Source organism: Pseudomonas sp. TH43 (assembly GCF_016650635.1).
GTDB lineage: Bacteria > Pseudomonadota > Gammaproteobacteria > Pseudomonadales > Pseudomonadaceae > Aquipseudomonas.
In genome coordinates this window covers 172,859-197,608 of the sequence record NZ_JAEKFI010000005.1, presented here as the reverse complement: position 1 = coordinate 197,608, position 24,750 = coordinate 172,859, and the positions used below count along the sequence as shown (strand labels likewise).

17 protein-coding genes and 1 pseudogene are annotated in these 24,750 nt (G+C 58.9%); 10 read left to right on the top strand and 8 right to left on the bottom strand.

Features of this window, described 5'->3' with window-relative positions; all coding sequences use genetic code 11:
* Positions 1–3: 3 nt before the first annotated feature.
* Positions 4–198, bottom strand: coding sequence for a DUF6316 family protein (locus JFT81_RS28430; RefSeq protein ID WP_201230961.1), 195 nt, complete (start codon positions 196–198; stop codon positions 4–6).
* A gap of 207 nt (positions 199–405) precedes the next feature.
* Here JFT81_RS28430 and JFT81_RS28425 point away from each other — a divergent pair.
* A pseudogene (locus JFT81_RS28425) lies at positions 406–1,364 on the top strand (DMT family transporter).
* 104 nt (positions 1,365–1,468) lie between these two features.
* Here the strand turns inward: JFT81_RS28425 and JFT81_RS28420 are convergent.
* The gene (locus JFT81_RS28420; RefSeq protein WP_201230960.1) at positions 1,469–2,863 is read right to left on the bottom strand and encodes a class II fumarate hydratase; all 1,395 of its coding nucleotides are present in this window, start codon (positions 2,861–2,863) and stop codon (positions 1,469–1,471) included.
* Positions 2,864–3,056: 193 nt separating this feature from the next.
* On the opposite strand from JFT81_RS28420, the gene JFT81_RS28415 reads away from it, so the two are divergent.
* From JFT81_RS28415 to JFT81_RS28395, 5 genes are all read left to right on the top strand, one after another.
* A complete protein-coding gene (locus JFT81_RS28415) occupies positions 3,057–3,578 on the top strand; it encodes a DUF2059 domain-containing protein (RefSeq protein WP_008079765.1) in 522 nt (173 codons plus the stop codon).
* 12 nt (positions 3,579–3,590) lie between these two features.
* The gene (locus JFT81_RS28410) at positions 3,591–3,890 is read left to right on the top strand and encodes a BolA family protein (protein WP_008079766.1); all 300 of its coding nucleotides are present in this window, start codon (positions 3,591–3,593) and stop codon (positions 3,888–3,890) included.
* A gap of 286 nt (positions 3,891–4,176) precedes the next feature.
* Positions 4,177–5,118, top strand: a complete 942-nt coding sequence (locus JFT81_RS28405) for a rhodanese-related sulfurtransferase (protein ID WP_201230959.1) — start codon at positions 4,177–4,179, stop codon at positions 5,116–5,118.
* 35 nt (positions 5,119–5,153) lie between these two features.
* Complete coding sequence (locus JFT81_RS28400; RefSeq protein WP_201231102.1) at positions 5,154–5,756, top strand: DsbA family protein; 603 nt, start codon at positions 5,154–5,156, stop codon at positions 5,754–5,756.
* On the top strand, positions 5,749–7,566 hold the full coding sequence (locus JFT81_RS28395) for an ABC transporter ATP-binding protein (protein WP_201230958.1): 1,818 nt from the start codon (positions 5,749–5,751) through the stop codon (positions 7,564–7,566). Before JFT81_RS28400 ends, JFT81_RS28395 begins: the two co-directional genes overlap by 8 nt.
* 4 nt (positions 7,567–7,570) lie before the next feature.
* Here the strand turns inward: JFT81_RS28395 and JFT81_RS28390 are convergent, their stop codons facing one another.
* A complete protein-coding gene (locus tag JFT81_RS28390; RefSeq protein ID WP_201230957.1) occupies positions 7,571–11,716 on the bottom strand; it encodes a deaminase domain-containing protein in 4,146 nt (1,381 codons plus the stop codon).
* Positions 11,717–11,930: 214 nt separating this feature from the next.
* Between JFT81_RS28390 and JFT81_RS28385 the strand changes: the two genes are divergently transcribed.
* Both JFT81_RS28385 and JFT81_RS28380 read left to right on the top strand, forming a co-directional pair.
* The gene (locus tag JFT81_RS28385; RefSeq protein WP_201230956.1) at positions 11,931–14,390 is read left to right on the top strand and encodes an EAL domain-containing protein; all 2,460 of its coding nucleotides are present in this window, start codon (positions 11,931–11,933) and stop codon (positions 14,388–14,390) included.
* Positions 14,391–14,436: 46 nt separating this feature from the next.
* Entirely contained in the window at positions 14,437–15,231 is a 795-nt protein-coding gene (locus JFT81_RS28380) for an iron-containing redox enzyme family protein (protein WP_201230955.1), read from the top strand.
* Positions 15,232–15,368: 137 nt separating this feature from the next.
* Here the strand turns inward: JFT81_RS28380 and JFT81_RS28375 are convergent, their stop codons facing one another.
* The 5 genes from JFT81_RS28375 to JFT81_RS28355 all read right to left on the bottom strand — a co-directional run bounded on the left by JFT81_RS28375 (position 15,369) and on the right by JFT81_RS28355 (position 20,273).
* Positions 15,369–16,295 carry a GGDEF domain-containing protein gene (locus JFT81_RS28375; protein WP_201230954.1) on the bottom strand — a complete coding sequence of 309 codons (927 nt, stop codon included), beginning with the start codon at positions 16,293–16,295 and terminating at the stop codon, positions 15,369–15,371.
* Between the two features lie 361 nt (positions 16,296–16,656).
* Positions 16,657–17,397, bottom strand: coding sequence for a YciK family oxidoreductase (locus JFT81_RS28370; protein ID WP_025113079.1), 741 nt, complete (start codon positions 17,395–17,397; stop codon positions 16,657–16,659).
* A 108-nt stretch (positions 17,398–17,505) separates the two neighbouring features.
* Positions 17,506–18,177: an N-acetylmuramic acid 6-phosphate phosphatase MupP gene (gene mupP / locus JFT81_RS28365; protein ID WP_201146749.1), complete on the bottom strand. Its 672-nt coding sequence runs from the start codon at positions 18,175–18,177 to the stop codon at positions 17,506–17,508.
* 4 nt (positions 18,178–18,181) lie between these two features.
* On the bottom strand, positions 18,182–18,880 hold the full coding sequence (gene ubiG, locus JFT81_RS28360; protein WP_007908399.1) for a bifunctional 2-polyprenyl-6-hydroxyphenol methylase/3-demethylubiquinol 3-O-methyltransferase UbiG: 699 nt from the start codon (positions 18,878–18,880) through the stop codon (positions 18,182–18,184).
* Positions 18,881–18,938: 58 nt separating this feature from the next.
* A complete protein-coding gene (locus tag JFT81_RS28355) occupies positions 18,939–20,273 on the bottom strand; it encodes a TRZ/ATZ family hydrolase (protein ID WP_201230953.1) in 1,335 nt (444 codons plus the stop codon).
* Between the two features lie 108 nt (positions 20,274–20,381).
* Between JFT81_RS28355 and mtnA the strand changes: the two genes are divergently transcribed.
* Both mtnA and gyrA read left to right on the top strand, forming a co-directional pair.
* On the top strand, positions 20,382–21,458 hold the full coding sequence (gene mtnA / locus JFT81_RS28350; RefSeq protein WP_201146747.1) for an S-methyl-5-thioribose-1-phosphate isomerase: 1,077 nt from the start codon (positions 20,382–20,384) through the stop codon (positions 21,456–21,458).
* Between the two features lie 425 nt (positions 21,459–21,883).
* Positions 21,884–24,673 (top strand): DNA gyrase subunit A, encoded by a 2,790-nt coding sequence (gyrA, locus tag JFT81_RS28345; RefSeq protein WP_201230952.1) that lies wholly within the window; start codon positions 21,884–21,886, stop codon positions 24,671–24,673.
* Positions 24,674–24,750 lie beyond the last annotated feature (77 nt).

Sequence of the window (24,750 nt, the reverse complement as noted above, 5' to 3'; positions counted from 1 at the left end):
GGACTAGCGGTTGGAGTCCTGCAGCTGCATCCGCGCGATATAAGCCCGGATTTCCTCCTCAGCCTTCTCGGGACTGTCGAAAGGCCCCTCAAGGGTATTTTCCCGAGTGCTGAAAAAAAGCTCGCCATTGACCCGGCATATGCGATCGCTGCGAAAGTGCGTGGCGGGGGCGGGGTCCTTGCGGCGCATGCCTAACATGACGGGTCTCCTTGATGGCGGTGACTGTGGATCCAAAGAGCTTATGCCTGTAGCACTTACCGTGCCTGCTCTGCCGATCAACGGCACACGTCAATTTAATGCTGCGACCTGCACAGTTTCATTCGCGGCGTGTCCTGAACTGTCCCTGTGTTGCGTACGTTGCCAAGCCTAGAATGAGCGCTCTCGCCAGCAGGCATTGGGGTTCGCATGCACATTTCATCGGGTCGCTGGGTGTACGGCTTGTTCCTGGCGCTGCTGACGGCGTTGTTGTGGGGCATCCTGCCGATCAAGCTCAAACAGGTTTTGCTGGTGATGGACCCGATCACGGTGACCTGGTTTCGCCTGACGGTGTCCGGTGGCTGTCTGTTCATTTATCTGGCCGCGGTCAAACGTCTTCCGAGTCGCAAAGTGCTCGGGCCCAAGGGCGGCTGGCTGGTATTGATGGCGGTGCTCGGGCTCGTCGGTAACTACGTTTTGTACCTGATGGGCCTGAATCTGCTGAGTCCCGGCACTGCGCAACTGGTGGTGCAGATGGGGCCGATCATGTTGCTGATCGCCAGTCTGTTTGTGTTCAAGGAACGCTTCAGCATCGGCCAGGGCATAGGTCTTGCGGTGTTGTTGATTGGTTTTGTGCTGTTCTTCAATCAGCGTCTGGCGGAGTTGCTGACCTCGCTGTCGGATTACACCGCCGGGGTGTGCTGGTGCTGCTGGCGTCGACGGTCTGGACCTTTTATGCGCTGGGTCAGAAGCAGTTGCTGACGGTGTGGAATTCGCTGCAGGTGATGATGGTGATTTATCTGTTCTGCGCGTTGTTGTTGACGCCGTGGGTGCATCCGCTCGAAGCGCTTGAGTTGAGCCCGTTGCAGGGCTGGTTGCTGCTGGCGTGCTGCATGAACACCTTGATTGCCTATGGCGCGTTTGCCGAAGCGTTGGCGCATTGGGAGGCATCGCGGGTCAGTGCGACCCTGGCGATCACGCCGTTGGTGACGTTCAGTGCGGTGGCGATTGCCGCATGGATGTGGCCGGAGTATGTGCATGCCGAGCAGATCAATGGTCTGGGCTATGGCGGGGCAGTGCTGGTGGTGCTGGGTTCGGCGCTGGTGGCGTTGGGGCCGTCGTTGATTGCCGGTCTCAAGGCGCGGCGGATGCGGATTGCAGCCAGTTAGACCGCATTAGCGTTCATCGCGAGCAGGCTCACTCCTACAGGGGAATACGATCCCCTGTAGGAGTGAGCCTGCTCGCGATGACTGACTTTCAGACGATGAGTTTCTTAACCCTTGGCGCCAGCCTCGATCATATTCTCCGGCCGTACCCAGGCATCAAACTCTTCATCCGTCAGATACCCCAGCGCCAAAGCCGCCTCACGCAACGTCAGCCCTTCGCCGTAAGCCTTCTTCGCAATCTCCGCCGACTTGTCATAGCCGATATGCGGGTTCAGTGCGGTTACCAGCATCAGTCCACGTTCCAGATGCTTGGCCATGACTTCGGCATCCGGCTCAAGGCCGGCAATGCAGTGCTGCTGGAAGTTGCTGCAGCCATCGCCGAGCAGGCGGATCGATTGCAGCAGGTTGTGGATGATTACCGGTTTGTACACGTTCAACTGCAAGTGACCCTGACTGGCGGCAATGCCGATGGTCACATCGTTGCCCAACACCTGGCAGGCGAGCATCGACAGCGCTTCGCACTGGGTCGGGTTGACCTTGCCCGGCATGATCGAGCTGCCCGGTTCGTTGGCCGGCAAGCGCACTTCGGCAAAACCTGCGCGGGGGCCAGAGCCAAGCAAGCGCAGATCGTTGGCGATTTTCATCAGCGCCACGGCGAGGGTTTTCAGCGCCCCGGAGAGGCTGGTCAGCGGCTCATGGCCGGCAAGGGCGGCGAACTTGTTCGGTGCGGTAACGAATGGCAGGCCGGACAGCGCCGCCAGTTCTGCGGCAATCGCCTCACCAAAACCGTGCGGTGAATTGAGCCCGGTGCCGACAGCGGTGCCACCTTGCGCCAGTTCACACACCGCTGGCAACGCGGCGCGGATCGCCCGTTCGGCGTAATCCAGCTGCGCTATGAACCCGGAAAGTTCCTGACCGAAGGTGATCGGCGTCGCGTCCATCATGTGCGTGCGCCCGGTTTTCACCAGTTTCATGTGCCGCGCGGCCAGTTCGGCGAGGCCCCCGGACAGTTCGGCAATCGCCGGCAGCAGTTGCTCCTGCACGGCTTTGACGGTGGCGATGCTCATGGCGGTGGGGAAGCAGTCGTTGGAGCTTTGCGAGCGGTTGACGTGATCGTTGGGGTGTACCGGCGTTTTGCCGCCGCGCGGGTTACCGGCCAGTTCGTTGGCGCGCCCGGCGATCACTTCATTGACGTTCATGTTGCTCTGGGTGCCACTGCCGGTCTGCCAGACCACCAGCGGAAACTGGTCGTCGTGCTGGCCGTCGAGCACTTCGTCGGCGGCTTGTTCGATCAGGCGAGCAATGTCGGCGGGCAGGTCGCCGTTGCGGTCATTGACCCGCGCGGCGGCTTTCTTGATCAGGGCCAAGGCGTGCAATACCGGCAGCGGCATGCGTTCCTGACCAATGGCAAAGTTGATCAGCGAGCGTTGCGTCTGAGCACCCCAGTAGGCGTCGTCCGGGACTTCGATCTGGCCCAGGCTGTCGGTTTCGATACGGCTCATCGTGCACACTCCTGTTGGTCTGTTTGCGCAGTTTAGGCCGGCTTCGGCCCAGGTGGTTCCCTCGATCCGATTGTTGACCGGTAAAACCCTGCCAATCAAGCGCGGCAAGGCTCGGGGGTTGAGCCGCAGCGATTTTTAGGCGCAGAATGGTCGCCCTTGGGGTTTTACCTCGCTTTGCTTAAAAGGAAACTCGATGACTCGTCTTCGTGCCATCTGTACCGCGGTTGCACTGGTTTGCGCCAGCGGCCAGGTGCTTGCCGATACCGCCAGCCACAACGCCAGTGCCGAAGCTTTCCTGACCCTGGCGCACGCTGACAAACTGGGCACTCCGGTGTACATGCAAGTGCAGCAAATGTTCGCTCAGCGTTTTGAACAGACCAAAGCCCCGGAATCCAAGAAAGCCACGCTGGAAACCTATCAGGCCAAAGCTAACGCCGCGCTGGATCAGGCCATTGGCTGGAACAAGCTGAAGCCTGACATGGTCAAGCTCTACACCACCAACTTCAGCGAATCCGAGCTGAAAGACCTGGTTGCGTTCTACCAGTCGCCGCTGGGCAAAAAAGTCCTGGAAAAAATGCCGCAGCTGACTCAGCAATCGGCCCAGATGACCCAGGCCAAGCTGGAAAGCGCAGTACCGGTAGTCAACAAACTGCTGGAAGACATGACCAACGAGCTGGCCCCGAAAGGCGCTGCTCCGGCCAAGAAAAAGCCGTAAGCGGAGTTCGTGATGAGCATGCAACAACGCATCGAATCCACGCTGGGCCTGTTACAGCCTGAGCACCTGCAAGTGCTGGATGAAAGCCACATGCACAGTCGCGGGTTGCAAACCCACTTCAAGGCTGTGGTGGTCAGCGCGCAGTTTGAAGGTCTGAACCGGGTCAAGCGCCACCAGAAAGTCTACGGCACGCTCGGCGAGCTGATGGGCGAGTTCCATGCGTTGGCGCTGCACACCTACACCCCGCAGGAATGGGCAGAGACCGGCGCCGCCCCGGCGTCGCCGACCTGTGCAGGAGGAAGCAAGCACTGATATTGGATGCATTTGTGGTGAGGGGGTTTTTGTGGCGAGGGGATTTATCCCCGATGGGTTGCGCAGCAGCCCCAAAACCACAGAACTCGATATACCTGAAAAAACGCATTATCAGGGTTTGGGGCCGCTTCGCGCCCGATCGGGGATAAATCCCCTCGCCACAGAAACATCAGCAGATCCTAAAACCACAGTGTTTTTGCTAGAATCCGCAACGCGCCGCTCACCCGGCGCGTTTTTTTTGAATCCGGTTCACCCTTTGCGAGGGTAGCCACCTGGAGAAATACCCATGACACAACCGATTGTCGTGGCGGCACTGTATAAGTTCGTCACCCTCGAAGATTACGTCAACCTGCGCGAGCCTCTGTTGCAAGCGATGGTCGACAACGAAATCAAAGGCACCCTGCTGATTGCCGAAGAAGGCATCAACGGCACGGTTTCCGGCACCCGCGAAGGCATTGACGGCCTGCTCGCCTGGCTCAAGAACGACCCACGGATGATCGACATCGATCACAAAGAGTCGTACTGCGACGAGCAGCCGTTCTATCGCACCAAGGTCAAACTGAAGAAAGAGATCGTCACCCTCGGTGTCGATGGCGTCGACCCGAACAAAAAGGTCGGCACCTACGTTGATCCGCAAGACTGGAACGCGTTGATCAGCGACCCTGAAGTGCTGTTGATCGATACGCGCAACGATTACGAAGTGTCGATTGGCACCTTCGAAGGCGCCATCGATCCGAAAACCACCAGTTTTCGCGAATTTCCCGACTACATCAAAGAGCACTTCGACCCGGCCGTGCACAAGAAGGTCGCGATGTTCTGCACCGGTGGCATTCGCTGCGAAAAAGCCTCGAGCTACATGCTCGGTGAGGGTTTCGAAGAGGTTTACCACCTCAAGGGTGGCATCCTGAAGTACCTCGAAGAGGTGCCGCAGGAAGAAACCAAGTGGCAGGGCGACTGCTTTGTGTTCGATAACCGTGTGACCGTGCGTCACGACCTAAGCGAAGGCGACTACGATCAATGTCATGCCTGCCGCACACCGGTCAGCGTTGAAGATCGCGCCTCCGAGCACTACGTGGCCGGTATCAGTTGCCCGCACTGCTGGGACAAGCTGAGCGAGAAAACCCGCCGCAGCGCCATCGATCGGCAAAAGCAGATCGAACTGGCCAAGGCGCGCAACCAGCCGCACCCGATCGGCTACAACTATAAGCAAGCATCCACCGAGGCTTAATCATGTCTGCGCGCCTGCTTTATGTGATGGATCCGATGTGTTCCTGGTGCTGGGGGTTCGCTCCCGTGGCCAAGGCATTGGTTGAGCAGGCGCAAGCAGCCGGGGTTGAGCTGCACCTGGTGGTCGGCGGCTTGCGCACCGGCAGCGGTGCAGCGTTGGAACCGACGACCCGCCGTTACATTCTTGAGCACTGGCAAGCGGTCACCGAGGCCACCGGCCAGCCGTTCAAGTTCGACGGCGCGTTGCCCGATGGTTTTGTCTACGACACCGAGCCTGCCTGCCGTGCGATCGTCACCGCGCGCAGTCTGGCGCCGGATTGCGCGTGGACATTGCTGGGGCTGATTCAGAAGGCCTTTTACGCTGAGGGTCGCGACGTCACCCAGGCCAGCGTGCTGGTGGAACTGGCCGAGCAGGCCGGCGTGCCGCGCATCGAATTTGCTGCGCTGTTTGATCGTGCCGATCAGCATGAAGCCACCGCGGCGGATTTCAATTGGGTGCAGGATCTCGGCATCGCCGGGTTTCCGACCCTGCTCGCCGAGCGCAATGGTCAACTGGCGCTGCTGACCAACGGCTATCAACCACTCAGCGAGCTGTCGCCGTTGCTCGGCCGCTGGCTGGAGCGCGCTGCCTGTGCCTGACCTGGCCGATGACACGCCAGCCGTAAAGCGTGTCGACCGGCTGAGCTGGGCAGAAGTCCGGCGATTGGCACTGCATCACAAAAAATCCCTGTGGATCGCTAACGGCGTGGCTGTTCTGGCGACGCTGTGCAGCGTGCCGATTCCGCTGCTGCTGCCATTGCTGGTCGACGAAGTGCTGCTCGGTCACGGCGACGCCGCGCTGAAAGTGATGAACCATGTGCTGCCGTCGATGTGGCAACAAGCGGCAGGCTATATCGGCCTGATGTTGCTGGTGACGCTGACGTTGCGGTGCGGCTCCCTGTGTTTTGGCGTATTGCAGTCGCGGCTGTTTGCACGTTTGGCCAAAGACATCGTCTATCGCATCCGCGTGCGCTTGATCGAACGCCTCAAACGCATTTCTCTGGGCGAATACGAAAGTCTGGGCAGTGGCACGGTGACCACGCATCTGGTCACCGACCTCGATACCCTCGACAAGTTTGTTGGCGAAACCCTCAGCCGTTTTCTGGTGGCAATGCTGACGCTGGTGGGCACTGCGAGCATCCTGATGTGGATGCACTGGAAACTCGCGCTGCTGATTCTGCTGTTCAACCCGCTGGTGATCTACGCCACGGTGCAATTGGGCAAGCGCGTCAAACACCTGAAAAAACTCGAGAACGACAGCACCTCGCGCTTCACCCAGGCGCTGAGCGAAACCCTCGAGGCGATACAGGAAATACGCGCCGGCAATCGTCAGGGTTTCTTCCTCGGCCGGCTCGGGTTGCGGGCGCAGGAGGTGCGCAACTACGCGGTCAACTCGCAGTGGAAAACCGACGCCTCCAACCGCGCCAGCGGTCTGCTGTTTCAGTTCGGCATCGACATCTTCCGAGCGGCAGCGATGCTTACGGTGCTGTTCTCCGATTTGTCGATCGGGCAGATGCTCGCGGTGTTCAGTTATCTGTGGTTCATGATCGGCCCGGTCGAACAACTGCTCAATCTGCAATATGCCTATTACGCGGCGGGCGGCGCGCTGACGCGCATCAACGAGCTGCTGGCGCGCGCCGATGAGCCGCAGTATCCCGGTGGCGTCGATCCGTTCAAGGGCCGCGACACCGTGGGCATTCAGGTGCAAGGCTTGAGCTTCGGTTACGGTGATGAACTGGTGCTGGATCAACTCGATCTGTCGATTGCGCCGGGTGAGAAAGTCGCGATTGTCGGCGCCAGTGGCGGCGGCAAAAGTACCCTCGTGCAATTGCTGCTCGGACTGTACACGCCGCTCTCCGGGACTATCCGTTTCGGCGGTTCGACCCAGCAGGAAATCGGTCTGGATACTGTTCGCGAAAACGTCGCGGTGGTGTTGCAACATCCGGCGCTGTTCAACGACACCGTACGCGCCAACCTGACCATGGGCCGTACGCGCAGTGACGAGGCCTGCTGGCAGGCACTGGAAATCGCCCAGCTCGAAGCGACCATCCGCGCCTTGCCGGATGGCCTCGACAGCATTGTCGGTCGCTCCGGAGTGCGCCTCTCGGGCGGCCAACGGCAACGCCTGGCGATTGCGCGGATGATCCTCGCCGAGCCGAAAGTCGTGATTCTCGACGAAGCCACCTCGGCCCTCGACGCCGCCACCGAGTACAACCTGCATCAGGCCATGGCGCGCTTCCTCAGTGGGCGCACCACGCTGATCATTGCCCATCGACTGTCGGCAGTGAAGCAAGCCGACCGTGTGCTGGTGTTTGACGGTGGGCAAGTGGCCGAGGATGGCGATCATCAGCAACTGATCGCCGATGGCGGTTTGTACGCCAAACTCTATGGGCATTTGCAACGCCACTGAGTGCTCACTTCCAGAGCACGTTCATCGCCTCCGGTCCGCCCTCATAACCAAACTGCTTCATCACCACCGCGCAGGAATCGCACGGCGCCATGGTCGTGGCGATGGTGATCGAGTCCAGGGTTTGCGCATCCGGGTATTTGCCGCGGATCACGCGGATGAGCTTGCTCTCCGTATCCAGTGAAGTCGGCCGTGAGGTCAGGGCTGGCGAGTAGGTCTCGATGTTGTCGATGGTGTGAGGAATCGCGCGGATCTTTCCGGAATCGGAGACGCTGAGCGAAGTCGCCGAGAACCTGCTGGCATGATCAATGTTGATGTAGGTCGTGTCACCGAGCGTTACTTGAGCGGAGTCTTTATGCCGTGCAAACAGGGGCAGGAAGGCGGTGTCGCCCTGTTGCCCGGAGACACTGACATACACTTCCCGGGTGCCGCTTTGCGTGCTGATTTCAGCGAACGCGATGTTTCTCGGGCTGTGCAGCTTGTTCCCCGTGCGGTGGCTGATCAGGTGCTGCAGTTGCTGCATGGTGTTGTCGATCTTCAGTGCCTTCGCTCCGCCCGCCGCTGAATCAACGGTGATCACGGTTTCCTCGAACAATGCATTGAACACCCGCGCCGTGGTCTGCCGAATACTGTCCGGTGCCGCTCGGGACAGTGACCAGGTAGCGGCACCGTCACTGGAATGCCTGACGATCATTCTTGTGGAATGGTCGAACAGAACCGCTTCTCCCGGGCTGGTGTCGACTTTGATCAATCGCAAGGTGTCGGGCGGGTGGGTGAGGCCGCCAATCGGAATGGCAAGTTCTTCCATGGCCTTCAATGCCCGCTCCACTGCTGCGGTACCGTAAATCCGTGCCATGTTGTTGGCGTTGAGCGAGCCGGTGTAGACCGTTGTCAGTTCGTCTCGGAGGTCGGTTGGCAAGCTGTCGGCTTTGCGCAAGGTCAGGGGAGTGGAGAGACTTTGCCCGGGAGGGAGATCGGCAAAAAAGAAATCTCCGGCGTCCAGTCGAGTGAATACGTAATGCTTTGAACCGTCGATGGCCGGCACGATGATCGCCCCTGTTTCAAGGGTATCGACCCGATTGCGCGCACCCAAGGGAATTTCCACGTTGATTCTTGCGTAAATGCCTTTTTGAAAAGCCAGTGTCGCCGGGTGCTGGTTCTTTACTTTCAGGGTCTTCAGCCGCAGTGGTTGCGCGGCAATCGCTGGCGTGTAAATGCTGTCGCCAAACCAGGGTGCCCAGCCTTTGCTCTCGTCAAAACTGCCAACGGCCGGGGTGGGCGCCGGTTCACGGGTGACATAGCGGGTTTGGCACAGGTCATCCCCGGCGCGCTTGACCCGGCATGGCAGCGCTTTGTACAGCGGTTGATCATCAATCAAATCGGCGCGACGCAGGTGGTCGCCGTCGAGGCGGTACGGGATGTCATCGACCAACAGCGTGGTGCGACCATCGACCTCAAATATTTCCCGGACGCGCGCGTGCTCCGGTAGTGCTGCCAGCGCATGGTTTTCAGTCGGCGGCAACGCCTTGAAGGTCGATCTGCCGAGGATGAGTTGTCTGTTGTTGTGCAGACGCGGGCCGTAGGGCAAGGACGTTGCGGGATCGACCAGATGCAGCCGCTTCAAATCCGTTGATCGGGTGTGGCGCACCAGTACGTCGTCAATGCCGTTGATCGTCGCCAATTGGTCGTTCACGGTCAGCGCTTTCCAGTGACCGGGATCGATTGCTTGCGGCAGGTTGTGAAACAGTCGGAAGTTCGCAACTGCGCTCAGCGTTCTGATGCCCGAGGCGCCCGCGCGACCGGCGATGAGCAAGCCTTTTCCCACACCTTTGAGCAGCGACGGAATGCCGTCCAGCGGATTGAGGTTTTTGACTGAAGACAGCAACAGCTTGCGGGTCAGCGTCGAAAAGGTCGGCAGGCTGGCCTTGACGGTCACGCGCGCTGTGCCGGTTGCAGTCTTGATCAAGCGAATCGACCCCGACATGAACTTGCCGATGGGGCAAAGAAACGAGGCCAGGTCCAACAGCAGCCCGACGCCGCCCAGCACGTTGCTGTTGGCATTTTCCGCCTGCAGATCATCAAAGCTGCCCCAGAAAGGCACGAACCCTTTGATGATCGTTACCAGCATTTCCAGGCGGTTTTCGCTTTCTGCCCGGAGGATGTCGAAAGCGCTCATGCCCCGGGCGTCGATGCGCAGTTGCTGCTCATCGACATAGAGAAACGTCGAAGCGATGTAATCGGCCACATCATTCAGGCGCGCGGTCAGCGCTGCCGGTTGACTGCCTGATTCGACTGCGTCTGCGGACGGTACATGCGCCACGTGATCGAAATAACCTATGCAATAAGCTTTTTGCGCAGGCGTCGTGCCATCGAAATGAGCTTTGTCGTCGATCAGCAGTGAAGTGCTGATGTTGCGTTCGGGCGAATAGGTTTGGTTGGGGATGACCGCGTGCAAAGGAAATTCGGTGCGGACGCCAGCGATAGTCGAAAATCGCAAACCGGGTCGTAAACGGATAAGGCCGGCGCTTGGAATGACTTCGTAGTAACTGATCTCGTCGTCCTTGCTCACCTTGAGCAGGAAACCCTTTCTGGCCCTGATGTCTGTCGGGTGCCCGTTCTGCTTGAGTGGGATGCGCAGTCGCAGCACCTCGATATCACCCTGTGAAATCGTCCCGCGTTCAGCGAGGGGCAGGGACGCCATCAGGCTGGCAATCAAGGTTTTATAGGCCTGCGTGGCCGTTGTCAGGTAATGGTTGAAGGCGGATTCAAACACGACGTTGATATTCGGCAGCGTCTTGCCGTTGGCAATGAATCCTCCGGAAAAATAGGGCTGGTAATGCCCAGCGGCATCTTTGCGCTCTAGCAAGCATTGCCGTTTGTTGTCGATCCGCAACGTTGTGCTCGTGCGTGTCGTGCCATCGGCTGCGGTAACGCCCCACCTTTTTTCGTTTTCAAATTGATCGTCAACGTAGAGGTCGAGAAAGGTGTAGCGGGTCAGCTTCACATTCGGCATGTCCCTGAATGAAAGCGATGTGGGTGGATCAAGGGGGAAAAACCGCTGGCCAAGTGATTCCAGTGCGTTGCTGCCAAACTGATCGTCAATAAAGTGCCTGGCCATTTTCAGCCGTTCAGGGATTGGGTCTTCGAGTGCCATTACGGCCGTATTCAAACCTGCGCTGTGGGTTTCCAGTGCCTTTATCGCTCGCACGAAATCTTCCTCGCTGTAGTCTGAGGCGGTTCGCGGCTCAACGAATCCCATGCACACCGCCCATTCCAATGCTGGGCCAAGTCGCAATCCGGCAATATGTTCAAGTTGCTCGGGAGTGGCGCCTTCACTCTGTTGCAGAGGCAGATTGACCAGCGCCTGAAAAGGCAACGACTGTGTGCGATTCAACCCCAGTGCCTCGGCCAGCAGCACGCCGTGCATGAAGTTGACCCACACCACTGAGCTTTTATAGCGCAACTCGGACGGCACATCGGCAACCGCGAAATCCCCGGAGAGCCGGTTCCGGGTAATCCGCGCCAGGATGATCGCCTCTTTGGTATTGGCCGCACGAAGGCTGCGTTGCACGTGCTGTTCGAAGTCATCGTGCAGTACCTGGTAACTCTTGCCCCAGTGGGCAGGGGCTTGCCAGTCGAATCCGGCGAGTGCTTGTGGTTCCTCGGCCAGTGGCTTGTGCAGGTAAAGGCAGATGGCTTTGCAGAGCAGTTGATAGCGCACCGACTCCGTTGTCTTTTCACCCGGCAGCGCGCCATACCACTTGAGGGTTTTCAGCAGGCGGTCTGTCAGATCCTGTGAGGGTGCGGTATCGAGTATTCGCTGGAGAAACACCGAGGGGGTTGCGCGTACGTCTTCGCTGGAGGGGTGATACAGCACGTCGCTGGCCAGGCGGCGGATCAACAGCGGACTCGACTTCATGAAGTCTTTGACGGTTTCGTAGATGCGCTCATCCATCCGTTGCGCGTTGTAAGTGTCGATGCTCATTGACTGCGCGAGCGCAGGCTTCGCGCGTAAAAGTGATCTGTACCGTTTGTGATCGCGGGCGGTAGGGCGGGCAATCAGCGCGTCGATATCCGCGACTTGATCGCGCCCCAGGGCTTGTCTGGCGACGGATTCTGCGGTCTCGGGTGCCGTTGAAGAGGTCAATGTCATGTCGCACTCCTTGCGTAGGGTTTCCTCCAACAGAAGGGGAAACCTGAAGTGCCCAGTAAATCGAGTCTTGCCGTAGCGATGGCGGTACATATATATACGTGCCGCCGGACTGCAATGAGGCTTATCCGCTTCTTGCCGTAACCGGGATCGCCTCCTAGTCTAGGGTGTGGTCTGGTTGCAAAGGATGATCAGGCAGTGCCATACAAGGGATCCCATGAAGCAAAAGCGGACTCTCGGAACGCCTCGGTTGCTGGGCATCGTCTGGCCCTTCATCGCCGTCGTGGTGTTTCAGGCGTTATTGGGTGGCGTGAGTCTTTACGTCCTGTCGGCAGTTCGCGGTTATGTGGCGGGCGAAAGCCTCTGGTCCAAGGGCCAGAAGGACGCCATCTACTACCTCAATCTGTATGCCGACAGTCGTGACGAGGCGATTTTCCTCAAATACAAAAACGCGATTGCCGTCCCCCAGGGTGGCCATCAGCTGCGTTTGGCGCTCGATCGTCAGCCGCCGGACCTGACCTCGGCGCGCGAGGGCATTCTCAAAGGCGGTAACCACCCGGACGACGTCTCCAGCCTGATCTGGCTGTACCTCAATTTTCGTCATTTCAGTTATCTGGAAACCGCCATCGACCGCTGGACCGTGGGCGATGCCTATCTGGTGGAGCTGGATAACGTCGCGCGCGAGATGCACCAAAGGATCACCGGCAACAGCGCCAGCGATACGGATATCCGCCGCTGGAAAGAGCAGATTTTCGCCATCAACGATGGCGTGACGCCGGCGGCCAAGGCGTTCAGCGATGCGTTGGGCGAAGGATCGCGAATGATCCTGCGGCTGCTGCTGTTGACCAACCTGGCCACGGCACTGGGGTTGATCGTGCTGGCCTTGTTGCGCACGCATAAGTTGCTCAAGCAACGCCATGCCTTTGCCGAGGCGCTGCAACTGGAGAAGGACCGCGCGCACATCACCCTGCATTCGATTGGCGACGGGGTGATCACCACTGATGTCGCCGGGGCCATCGATTACATGAACCCGGCTGCCGAGGCGCTGACTCACTGGAAAGCCGAGCAGGCGGCTGGTCTGCCGCTGGCCGCACTGTTCAATTTGCTGGATGACAATGCTCAGACCGAGGGGCTGACGCTGATCGAACACATTCTCAGCGGCCAGCTCAGCGGTGGTAGCGAACACTCCAAGCTGATCCAGCGGCTGGACGGCAGCACGGTGTCGGTGACGCTGGTGGGAGCGCCGATCCGCCATGCCGGAAAAGTCAGTGGCACGGTGCTGGTGCTGCACGACATGACTCAGGAGCGGCAATACATCGCCAATCTGTCGTGGCAGGCCACTCACGATGCGCTGACCGGGCTGGCCAACCGTCGTGAATTCGAATATCGCCTGGAGCAGGCGTTGCACAACCTCACGCGTCAGGGTGGGCGCCACGCGCTGATGTTCCTCGATCTCGATCAATTCAAACTGGTCAACGACACCTGCGGCCACGCGGCGGGCGATGAATTGCTGCGGCACATCTGCGCCTTGTTGCAATCGGGCTTGCGAGAGGGCGATACCCTGGCCCGGCTCGGCGGTGACGAGTTCGGCATTCTTTTGGAAAACTGCGCACCGGAGGCATCGGAAAAGATTGCCGAAAGCCTGCGCCAGACCGTTCAAAACCTGCACTTTGTCTGGAAGGGACGGCCATTTCTGACCACCGTCAGCATCGGCCTGGTGCATATCACCCAGACACCGACCACGCTCGAAACGTCTTTGCGCGCCGCCGACATGGCTTGCTACATGGCCAAGGAAAAGGGCCGTAATCGGGTGCAGGTCTACCATGCCGACGATTCGGAATTGTCGCTGCGCTTCGGTGAAATGGCCTGGGTGCAACGCTTGCATATGGCACTGGAGGAAAACCGCTTCTGTCTCTACGCCCAGCAAATCGCTCCGCTGGGAAGCGTCAAGGAAGAGCGCGCGCACATTGAAATTCTGCTTCGACTGCATGACGAAGCCGGGCGGATGATTTTGCCGGACAGTTTCATTCCGGCCGCCGAGCGTTACGGTTTGATGAGTCAGTTGGACCGTTGGGTGGTGCAAAACGTATTTAAGATTATTGCTCAATGCATTACGGAACAACATGAAGGTCCGTTAGCGATGTGTGCGATTAATCTGTCAGGAATTACTATAGGAGATGACGCGTTTTTGCACTTCCTGCGGGAACAGTTTGTTAACTATGCCATACCGCCTGAAATGATTTGTTTTGAAATTACCGAAACTAGCGCCATTGCAAATTTAGGCAGCGCTATCCGATTTATTAATGAACTCAAAGGTTTAGGTTGTTACTTCTCGCTGGACGACTTTTGCGCCGGAATGTCTTCATTCGCTTATCTGAAACATTTACCTGTAGACTTCCTGAAGATCGACGGGAGTTTCGTAAAGGATATGCTGGACGACCCGATTAACCGCGCAATGGTCGAAGTGATCAATCACATCGGGCATGTCATGGGTAAGCAGACAATTGCCGAGTTTGTTGAAACAACGCTGATTGAGCAGGCATTGCTTGAAATCGGCGTTGATTACGCTCAGGGTTACGTCATCGAACGTCCGCAATTGTTTACCTGTGACAGTTTGCAAAGTCGGCCCGCCAGACCGCAGCCGCTGTTATTCAAAGCGCCTGGCACGTTCCGTTGAAGTCTCTTGCCGATCCTTACAATCACAAATCAAAAGGAGCCGAACAGTGATCGACACATTCAACCGAACCGGACCACTCATGGAAGCTGCAAGTTATCCTGCCTGGGCACAACAGCTCATTCAGGATTGCAGCGAGAGCAAGCGCCGGGTTGTCGAACATGAGTTATATATGCGCATGCGTGATGACAAGCTCAGCGCCAGAACAATGCGTCAGTACCTCGTAGGAGGCTGGCCCGTGGTTGAGCAATTCGCGTTGTACATGGCGCAGAACCTGACCAAGACCAAGTTTGCCCGCCATCCGGGCGAAGACATGGCGCGACGCTGGCTGATGCGCAACATTCGCGTCGAACTCAATCACGCCGATTACTGGCTGCACTGGAGTCGAGCCCATGGCGTGAGCCTGGAAGACTTGCAGGCGCAGCAAGTGCCGCCCGAACTGCATGCCTTGAGTCATTGGTGCTGGCACACCAGTTCGGCCGATTCGCTGATCGTGGCCATCGCCGCGACCAACTATGCAATCGAGGGCGCGACCGGGGAGTGGTCGGCGCTGGTCTGTTCCACGGGTGTCTATGCCGCGGCATTCCCGGAGGAAGATCGAAAGCGTGCGATGAAGTGGCTGAAGATGCATGCCCAGTACGATGATGCTCATCCATGGGAAGCGCTGGAGATCATATGCACCCTGGCTGGCATGAACCCGAGCAAGGCTCTGCAAGCCGAACTACGTCAGGCAGTGTGCAAGAGTTACGACTACATGTACCTGTTCCTGGAGCGCTGTATGCAACTCGAAACGTCGGAGCGTTTGCTGGTAAGCCGTGAGCGCAGGGCTGTAGTCGAAAGCTGATTTTCGGCTTCACGTACAACCCAATGTGGGAGCGAGCCTGCTCGCGAAGGCGGTGTGTCAGTCAACTCATTGTTGAGTGTCAAATCGCATTCGCGAGCAGGCTCGCTCCCACACTGTTTTGTGGCGGTCGAAGAATGTCAGCCCGCCATGGTCAAGCGATTACGGCCTTCACGCTTGGCCACATACAGCGCGCTATCGGCACGTCGCACCAGGCTCTCGGCCGACTCGCCCGGCAACAGCGTCGAGCATCCCAGGCTGACAGTCAGCTCAAGTAACTGGCCATCGGCGTAATACTCCGCCGCCTGCGCCGCATAACGCAAACGCTCACCAACCATTGCCGCCGCCTCACGGCTGGTGTTGGACAGCAGTATCAGAAACTCTTCTCCGCCATAACGAAACACCATGTCGACATTGCGCAGTTGCCCTTTGATCGACGCGGCAACGGCTTTGAGCACGTCATCGCCGGCGCGGTGACCATGACTGTCGTTAACCCGTTTGAAATGGTCGATGTCGAGCATCAGCACCGACAACGGTTGCAGGTGCCGGCGTGACATTTCGATCTCGCGTTGCAGGGTCTGCTCCATGGCGATGCGATTGCCGGCGCCGGTCAACGGATCGCGCAACGCGCTTTGAGTGGCGGCGCGGTAGAGCAGGGCATTGCGCATCGGATAGAGCAGTGACGACAGCAGCGATTCGAGATTGCCTTGTTCCTGATCGTTGAAGCGCTGATTGCGGCGGAACACCAGTTCGCCCATGTGCTCGCCTTCGTGGCTCAGGCTGTAGCTGACGGAATGATGACCACGAGCGCCGAATTCCAGGCGCAGGTCGCTGCCTTGGTGCACGTAGCTCAAGGCGTCCAGCGGAACGAGACGCTGAACTTCTCGGAAAAAAAGACCGAGGATCCGCTGCGGTTCAAGGCTGGTTTGCAGTTGCAGGCTCAGTTGCTGACGCAATTGCGCAAGACTGGTCGGCCGCTCCAGCAAGGGAGGCAGTTGACCAAAGCCCAGGCGTTGCAATTTGGCGCTGTCGAAGTCAATTGCATTGGTCTGGGAGGGTGATTTCATATGGCGTGAGCCCCTAAGCAGTAAGTCTGTCTTACAGGCTGGGTGAGAGCGGCTATGGGCTGCGCGTCATACTGATCCATCAGTCCCGTAGGACATTTGGCGTAAGTTTAGTCTGCCTGATGACGATTAGTAAGCTATCGAAACCGGCCTTGCCCCAGTGCCTTCACACGGCATGCTTTGAGGAAATTTAGAGCGAAAGTCGTGCCATTCGGTTCAGGTTTATTAAAACCCTTTTGATTCAATGGCTTGAGCAATATCGATGAAGGAGGGCGCTGGATAATTGACTTATTTATTGTGGTCGGCAGCGGCAAATCTATGCCGCGACGGTAAACCGCCACGGCAACAAATGCGACGTATGGCACTACTGGGCGTTGAATGCCTGACCATTGATGCCGGTGCTGTCCGGGCCCATCAAGTAGAGGTAGACCGGCATGATCTCCTCGGGTGTCGGGTTGTTCAGCGGGTTTTCGCCTGGGTACGCTTGAGCGCGCATGCTGGTGCGGGTACCGCCGGGATTGATGCTGTTGGAGCGTACCGGCGCAACGCCGTCGACCTCGTCGGCCAGTGTTTGCATCAAGCCTTCGGTGGCGAATTTTGACACGCCGTAGGCGCCCCAGTAAGCACGGCCCTTACGGCCGACGCTGCTGGAAGTGAACACTACCGAGGCGTCCTGCGACAGCTTGAGCAGCGGCAACAATGTGCTGGTCAGCATGAACATGGCGTTGACGTTGACTTGCATGACACGCATGAAGTTTTCCCCGGACAACTGCTCGATCGGCGTGCGCGGGCCAATAATCGAAGCGTTGTGCAGCAAGCCGTCGAGGTGGCCGAATTCGGTCTCGATCATCGCCGCCAGTTCATCGTACTGGTGCGGCAGGGCGGTTTCGAGATTGAACGGAATGACTGCCGGCTGCGGATGGCCCGCTGCTTCGATCTCGTCATAGACCTGAGTCAGATTGGCTTCGGTCTTGCCCAGCAGCAGCACGGTCGCTCCATGCGCGGCGTAGGTTTTCGCCGCAGCCGCGCCAATGCCGCGACCGGCACCGGTGACCAGAATGACCCGATCCTTGAGCAATTCGGGACGAGCGGAGTAATCAAACATAAAAACCTCACAATCCATTTAAACGCTAAAGATCGCAGCCTGCGGCAGCTCCTACAGATAATCACAACCTGTAGGAGCTGCTGCAGGCTGCGATCTTTTTGACCTTGATCAGCAACTGCAGAGCGCGCTATCGAGCACCTTGCGCAATTCCGACGGATGATCCACCACCACGTCCGCGCCCCAATGCCGCGGGTTGTCGTCAGGATGAATGTAGCCAAACGTCACCGCCGCCGTTTTTGTGCCGGCATCGCGCCCCGATTCGATATCACGCAGATCATCGCCCACAAACAGAACCGTCGATGGATCCAGATCAAGCATCTTGCACGCGAGGATCAACGGCTCGGGATCAGGCTTGCTGTTTTTCACGTGATCCGGGCAGATCAGCAGCGCCGAACGCTCGGCCAGCCCCAATTGCCGCATGATCGGTTCGGCAAAGCGCAGTGGTTTGTTGGTGACCACACCCCATACCAGATTGGCCTTCTCGATATCGGCGAGTAGTTCGCCCATGCCGTCGAACAGTTTGCTGTGCACGGCACAACCGACCAGATAACGCTCGAGGAACTCCAGACGCAGCGCCTCGAAGCCCGGCGACTCCGGATCCATCGAAAACGTCACCGCGACCATGGCTTTGGCGCCGCCGGAAATCTCGTCGCGGATGTGCTTGTCGTTGATCGGCGGCAAGCCGCGATCCGCGCGCATTGCCTGGCAGATGGCGATGAAGTCCGGCGCCGTGTCGAGCAGGGTGCCGTCCATGTCGAAAAGGACTGCTCTGATGGCCATCGGCTTACTCCTCGCGCAGGGTCTGGATCATGTAGTTGACGTCTACGTCGTTGGCCAGCTTGTAGTGCTTGGTCAGCGGGTTGTAAGTCAGACCGATGATGTCCTTGACGGTCAGGCCGGCCATGCGGCTCCACGCGCCCAGCTCGGACGGCCGGATGAATTTCTTGAAGTCGTGAGTGCCGCGCGGCAACAGCTTCATGATGTATTCGGCGCCGATGATGGCGAACAGGTACGCCTTCGGGTTGCGGTTGATGGTCGAGAAGAACACTTGGCCGCCCGGCTTGACCATGCGGAAGCAGGCGCGGATCACCGACGATGGGTCTGGCACGTGTTCGAGCATTTCCAGGCAAGTCACCACGTCGAACTGCTCGGGCATTTCCTCGGCCAGGGCTTCGGCGGTGATCTGCCGGTATTCGACGCTGACGCCGGATTCCAGCTGATGCAGTTGCGCGACCGCCAGCGGCGCTTCGCCCATGTCGATGCCCATCACGGTGGCGCCACGCTGGGCCATGGCTTCGCTGAGGATGCCGCCGCCGCAACCGACGTCGAGGACTTTCTTGCCGGCCAGATTGACCCGCTCGTCAATCCAGTTGACCCGCAGCGGGTTGATGTCGTGCAGTGGCTTGAACTCGCTTTCGCGGTCCCACCAGCGATGGGCCAGGGCTTCGAATTTGGCGATTTCGGCGTGGTCGACGTTGCTCATGTGTTCAATCCTCTAAAACTTGAAAAGGGTTGTAGCCGCGGAGGTTGCTCCGCGGTGTTTACGATTCGGTTTGGCCGCTGATGCGCTGGCCCCAGGCGCGGGCGGTGGCGCCCAGTTGTTGTTCGTCCAGTCGCGTCAGGCGGCGGTCGTCGAGCAGTTGTTTGCCGGCGACCCACAGGTGTTTCACGCAATCGCGACCGGTGGCATAGATAAGTTGTGACACCGGGTCGTAGACCGGTTGCTGCGCCAGGCCAGACAGGTCGAAGGCGACGATGTCGGCGGCTTTGCCGATTTCCAGTGAACCAACCTGTGTTTCGATCCCCAGCGCACGCGCGCCATTCAGTGTCGCCATGCGCAGCGCACGATGGGCGTCCAGCGCCGTGGCCGAACCGGCGACGGCTTTCGCCAGCAGCGCGGCGGTGCGGGTTTCGCCGAGCAGGTCGAGATCGTTGTTGCTCGCCGCGCCGTCAGTGCCGACCGCGACATTCACCCCAGCCTGCCACAAACGCTCGACCGGGCAAAAGCCGCTGGCCAGCTTCAGGTTCGACTCCGGGCAGTGAATGACGCTGGTGTTGCTTTCTACCAGCAACGCGAGGTCGTCATCGCTGATCTGGGTCATGTGCACGGCCTGGAAGCGTGGGCCGAGCAGGCCCAGACGGCCGAGACGGGCCAGGGGGCGCTCGCCGCGCTGCTCCAGCGATTGCTGCACCTCAAAAGCGGTTTCGTGGACATGCATGTGGATCGATGCGTCCAGCTCCTCGGCAATCACGCGGATTTTCTCGAGGTTCTCGTCGCCGACGGTGTAGGGTGCATGAGGGCCGAAGGTGATTTTGATCCGCTCGTGATGCTTCAGATCACCGAACAGCTCGACACCCTGACGAATGGCTTCATCGGCGCTGCTGGCACCGGGAATCGGAAAATCAAGGATCGGAATCGCGATCTGCGCGCGAATGCCGCTGTTGTGCACGCGCTCGCTGGCAACCTTCGGGAAGAAGTACATGTCCGAGAAGCAGGTGATGCCACCCTTGATCTGCTCGGCGATGGCCAGATCGGTGCCGTCACGGACAAAATCTTCATCGACCCATTTGGCTTCGGCCGGCCAGATGTGGTTCTCCAGCCAAGTCATCAACGGCAGATCGTCAGCCAGGCCACGGAACAGCGTCATCGCCGCGTGGCCATGGGCGTTGATCAAGCCGGGGCTGAGCAAAACATCCGGTAATTCGCGCACTTCAGTGGCGTTACACTTCAACGCTTCGGCGCGTGGGCCGATAAACACGATGCGCCCGTCGCGGATACCCAGGCCATGCTCCTTGAGCACAACGCCAGCAGGTTCGACGGGTACCAGCCAGGTCGGCAGCAATAATAAGTCGAGCGCAATGGCAGGTTTCGGCATCGAGGGTCGGTTCCAGTGCTTTTGTAAAGGATGGCGAAGTATACCCGAGCGTCTTGGCGGGGGGATCGCTATAATCGGCGGCTTTTGTTCATGAGTGCGGGGTGAGGGATGCGCGATCGACTGTTGGCTGCGGAGAAAGTAAAGGCCATCGATTGGCGAGATGGCGCGCTCCACCTGCTGGATCAGCGTATTTTGCCGTTCGAGGAAACCTGGATTGCCTACACCAGCGCCGCCGGCGTCGCTGAGGCGATTCGCTCGATGGTGGTGCGCGGCGCACCGGCCATCGGTATCAGTGCGGCCTATGGCATTGTGCTCGCAGCCCGCGCGCGGGTCGCTGAAGGTGGCGACTGGTATGCGGCGCTGGAAGAGGATTTTGCCCTGCTGGCCGACTCCCGCCCGACGGCGGTCAATCTGTTCTGGGCGTTGGGGCGCATGCACGATCGCCTCGATCGCTTGAAAGACAATGCCGATCCACTTGCGGCGCTGGAAGCCGAAGCCATCGCCATTCATGAAAGCGACCGCGAAGCCAACCTGACCATGGCGCAACTGGGCGTCGACCTGATCCGCAAGCATCAGGGCAATGCGCAGGCAATTTTGACCCACTGCAATACCGGCGCGCTGGCCACCGGCGGTTTCGGTACGGCGCTGGGTGTCATTCGGGCGGCTTTTATCGAAGGCATGGTTGAACGCGTTTACGCCGACGAAACCCGGCCCTGGCTGCAGGGTTCACGCCTGACCGCGTGGGAACTGGCCAATGAAGGCATTCCGGTGACCCTGAACGCCGACTCCGCGGCCGCGCACATCATGAAAACCAAGGGCGTGACCTGGGTGATCGTCGGCGCTGACCGCATCACCGCCAACGGTGATGTGGCGAACAAGATTGGCACCTATCAACTGGCGGTCAACGCCATGCACCACGGCGTGCGTTTCATGGTCGTGGCGCCGAGTTCGACCATCGACATGAACCTGGCCAGCGGCGACGACATCCCGATTGAGGAGCGTGACGGAGCCGAGTTGCTGGAAGTGGGCGGCAAGCGCGTTGGCGCGGACGTTGAAGCATTCAACCCTGTGTTTGACGTGACGCCGGCGGATCTGATCGATGCGATCGTCACCGAGAAAGGCATCGTCGAGCGCCCGGATACCGCCAAAATGGCCCAGTTGATGTGCCGCAAACGCCTGCATTGATTGGCTCTGACGTCTGTCGGGGCGCCATCGCGGGCAGCTTCACTCCCACAGGTATTGTGATTACTGGAGATCAGTGTGGGAGCTAGTCTGCTGGCGATGAAGCCCTAAAAGTCAATAAACAAGCCTAAACCGATCACAAAATCTTCATTCATTAACTCTCTAAGCCTCTCTCGTCCCCCTTTCAGGCGATTACTGGTCAACTAACTATGCACCATGCGCTTATGGGGGATAGGTGCGTGGCGGCGATTGTGGTAGCATCCGGCGTTTTCCGAGGCAGTCCCACGGGGTTGTCTTCACTGCGCAAATCCAGGGTTCAACTTGTTGATTTGTCGTAAGTCGGCGCATGGCACTCAGTCTGCATCGACGAGCTTCGTGATCCCTATGGATGTGACGAGGTTTCACCAGAAAAAGGAATCGAGCTTCTCATGGGCGAACTGGCCAAAGAAATCCTCCCGGTCAATATCGAAGACGAGCTGAAGCAGTCCTACCTCGACTACGCGATGAGCGTGATCGTCGGCCGTGCACTGCCGGATGCGCGCGATGGCCTCAAGCCCGTGCACCGTCGCGTGCTGTTCGCGATGAGCGAGCTGGGCAACGACTTCAACAAGCCGTACAAGAAATCTGCCCGTGTTGTCGGTGACGTGATCGGTAAGTATCACCCACACGGTGATACTGCGGTGTACGACACCATCGTCCGCATGGCTCAGCCTTTCTCTCTGCGCTACCTGCTGGTAGATGGTCAGGGCAACTTCGGTTCGGTCGACGGCGACAACGCTGCGGCCATGCGATACACCGAAGTGCGCATGACCAAACTGGCGCACGAGCTGCTGGCTGACCTGCACAAAGAAACCGTGGACTGGGTGCCGAACTACGACGGCACCGAGATGATCCCGGCGGTCATGCCGACCCGGATCCCCAACCTGCTGGTCAACGGTTCCAGCGGTATTGCCGTGGGCATGGCGACCAACATTCCGCCGCACAACCTCGGTGAAGTCATCGACGGTTGCCTGGCACTCATCGACAATCCCGAGCTGACTGTCGACGAGCTGATGCAATACATCCCTGGTCCGGACTTCCCGACCGCTGCGATCATCAACGGTCGCGCCGGCATTATCGAAGCCTACCGCACCGGTCGTGGCCGCATTTACATGCGTGCGCGTTCGATGGTTGAAGACATCGACAAGGTCGGTGGTCGTCAGCAGATCGTTATCACCGAACTCCCTTACCAGTTGAACAAGGCGCGTCTGATCGAGAAGATCGCCGAGCTGGTTAAAGAGAAGAAACTGGAAGGCATCACCGAACTACGCGACGAGTCCGACAAGGACGGTATGCGCGTCGTGATCGAATTGCGTCGTGGCGAAGTGCCTGAGGTGATCCTCAACAACCTCTACGCCCAGACTCAGTTGCAATCGGTATTCGGCATCAACATCGTGGCGCTGATCGATGGCCGTCCGCGGATCCTCAACCTCAAGGATCTGCTGGAAGCCTTCGTCCGTCACCGTCGCGAAGTCGTCACCCGCCGTACCGTTTTCGAGCTGCGCAAAGCGCGTGAGCGTGGCCACATTCTTGAAGGCCAGGCCGTTGCCCTGTCGAACATCGACCCGGTGATCGCGCTGATCAAGGCGTCGCCAACTCCGTCGGAAGCCAAGGAAGCGCTGATCAGCACGCCTTGGGAATCCTCGGCGGTGGTGGCCATGGTTGAGCGTGCCGGTGCCGATTCGTGCCGTCCGGAAAACCTCGATCCGCAATACGGTCTGCGTGAAGGCAAGTACTTCCTGTCGCCAGAACAGGCGCAAGCCATCCTGGAACTGCGTCTGCACCGCCTGACCGGTCTGGAACACGAAAAGCTGCTGGCCGAGTATCAAGAGATCCTCAACCAGATCGGCGAGCTGATCCGCATCCTCAACAGCGCCGTGCGTCTGATGGAAGTGATCCGCGAAGAGCTGGAAGTGATCCGCGCCGAATACGGCGACAAGCGTCGCACCGAGATTCTCGATGCCCGTCTCGACTTGACCCTGGGCGACATGATCCCGGAAGAAGAGCGCGTCGTGACCATTTCCCATGGTGGCTACGCCAAGACCCAGCCATTGGCTGCGTATCAGGCTCAGCGTCGTGGCGGTAAAGGTAAATCGGCCACCGGTATCAAGGATGAGGACTACATCGCTCACCTGCTGGTCGCCAACAGTCACTCCACGCTGTTGCTGTTCTCCAGCAAAGGCAAGGTGTACTGGCTGAAGACCTACGAAATTCCAGAAGCATCGCGTGCTGCGCGTGGCCGTCCGCTGGTCAATCTGCTGCCGCTGGAAGCTGATGAAACCATCACCACCATGCTGCAGATCGATCTCGAAGCCTTGCAGAAACGTGCGGGTGCTGAAGATGAAGATGATAGCGACGATGCGATCATCGAAGGCGAAGTGGTTGAAGCTGAAGAAGCCGCCGAGCTGGAAGAGATCGACGGTGAAACTGCCGAGCTGGTGGCTGAGCCAACCGGCGAATTCATCTTCATGGCCACGGCTTCCGGTACGGTCAAGAAAACCCCGCTGGCACGCTTTGCCCGTCCGCGCTCCAATGGCCTGATCGCCTTGAAGCTCAAGGAAGGCGATACGCTGATCGCGGCTGCCATCACTGACGGCGCTAAAGAAATCATGCTGTTCTCCGACGCCGGCAAGGTGATTCGTTTCGCTGAAGCTGCTGTGCGCGAAATGGGTCGTAGTGCTCGCGGTATCCGCGGCATGCGGATCCTCAAGGATCAGAAGCTGATCTCGATGCTGATCCCGGAGTCGGGCGCACAGATCCTGACCGCTTCCGAGCGTGGTTTTGGCAAGCGCACCGCTCTGAGCAAATTCCCGCGCCGTGGTCGCGGTGGTCAGGGTGTGATCGCGATGGTCACCAAAGAGCGTAATGGCAAGCTCGTTGGTGCTATCCAGGTGCAGGAAGGCGAGGAAATCATGTTGATTTCCGACCAGGGCACATTGGTGCGCACCCGTGTTGATGAAGTGTCCAGCCTGGGTCGTAACACTCAGGGCGTGACGCTGATCAAGCTGGCCAACGATGAAACGCTGGTTGGCCTGGAGCGGGTTCAGGAGCCGTCGGAAGTCGAGGGCGAAGAGCTCGAGGGCGAAGAAGGGCTGGTGTCCGGTGCGCAGGTCGTGAGCGACGATGCTGTCGAAGACCAGCAACTCGACGCCGCAGCAGACGAAGAACCGCAGCAATAAGCGGATAAACGAGGGGGCGGATGAGAATTCGCCCCCTTGTTATTTGTCCGGTATGAAATTTCGACATCATGGAGATC

Excerpts from the sequence above, each read along its gene's own strand:
- JFT81_RS28430 (WP_201230961.1), bottom strand. The coding sequence starts at position 198 with ATGTTAGGCATGCGCCGCAAGGACCCCGCCCCCGCCACGCACTTTCGC.
- JFT81_RS28420 (WP_201230960.1), bottom strand. The coding sequence starts at position 2,863 with ATGAGCCGTATCGAAACCGACAGCCTGGGCCAGATCGAAGTCCCGGAC.
- JFT81_RS28415 (WP_008079765.1), top strand. The coding sequence starts at position 3,057 with ATGACTCGTCTTCGTGCCATCTGTACCGCGGTTGCACTGGTTTGCGCC.
- JFT81_RS28410 (WP_008079766.1), top strand. The coding sequence starts at position 3,591 with ATGAGCATGCAACAACGCATCGAATCCACGCTGGGCCTGTTACAGCCT.
- JFT81_RS28405 (WP_201230959.1), top strand. The coding sequence starts at position 4,177 with ATGACACAACCGATTGTCGTGGCGGCACTGTATAAGTTCGTCACCCTC.
- JFT81_RS28400 (WP_201231102.1), top strand. The coding sequence starts at position 5,154 with ATGTGTTCCTGGTGCTGGGGGTTCGCTCCCGTGGCCAAGGCATTGGTT.
- JFT81_RS28390 (WP_201230957.1), bottom strand. The coding sequence starts at position 11,716 with ATGACATTGACCTCTTCAACGGCACCCGAGACCGCAGAATCCGTCGCC.
- JFT81_RS28385 (WP_201230956.1), top strand. The coding sequence starts at position 11,931 with ATGAAGCAAAAGCGGACTCTCGGAACGCCTCGGTTGCTGGGCATCGTC.
- JFT81_RS28375 (WP_201230954.1), bottom strand. The coding sequence starts at position 16,295 with ATGAAATCACCCTCCCAGACCAATGCAATTGACTTCGACAGCGCCAAA.
- JFT81_RS28370 (WP_025113079.1), bottom strand. The coding sequence starts at position 17,397 with ATGTTTGATTACTCCGCTCGTCCCGAATTGCTCAAGGATCGGGTCATT.
- mupP (WP_201146749.1), bottom strand. The coding sequence starts at position 18,177 with ATGGCCATCAGAGCAGTCCTTTTCGACATGGACGGCACCCTGCTCGAC.
- ubiG (WP_007908399.1), bottom strand. The coding sequence starts at position 18,880 with ATGAGCAACGTCGACCACGCCGAAATCGCCAAATTCGAAGCCCTGGCC.
- JFT81_RS28355 (WP_201230953.1), bottom strand. The coding sequence starts at position 20,273 with ATGCCGAAACCTGCCATTGCGCTCGACTTATTATTGCTGCCGACCTGG.
- mtnA (WP_201146747.1), top strand. The coding sequence starts at position 20,382 with ATGCGCGATCGACTGTTGGCTGCGGAGAAAGTAAAGGCCATCGATTGG.
- gyrA (WP_201230952.1), top strand. The coding sequence starts at position 21,884 with ATGGGCGAACTGGCCAAAGAAATCCTCCCGGTCAATATCGAAGACGAG.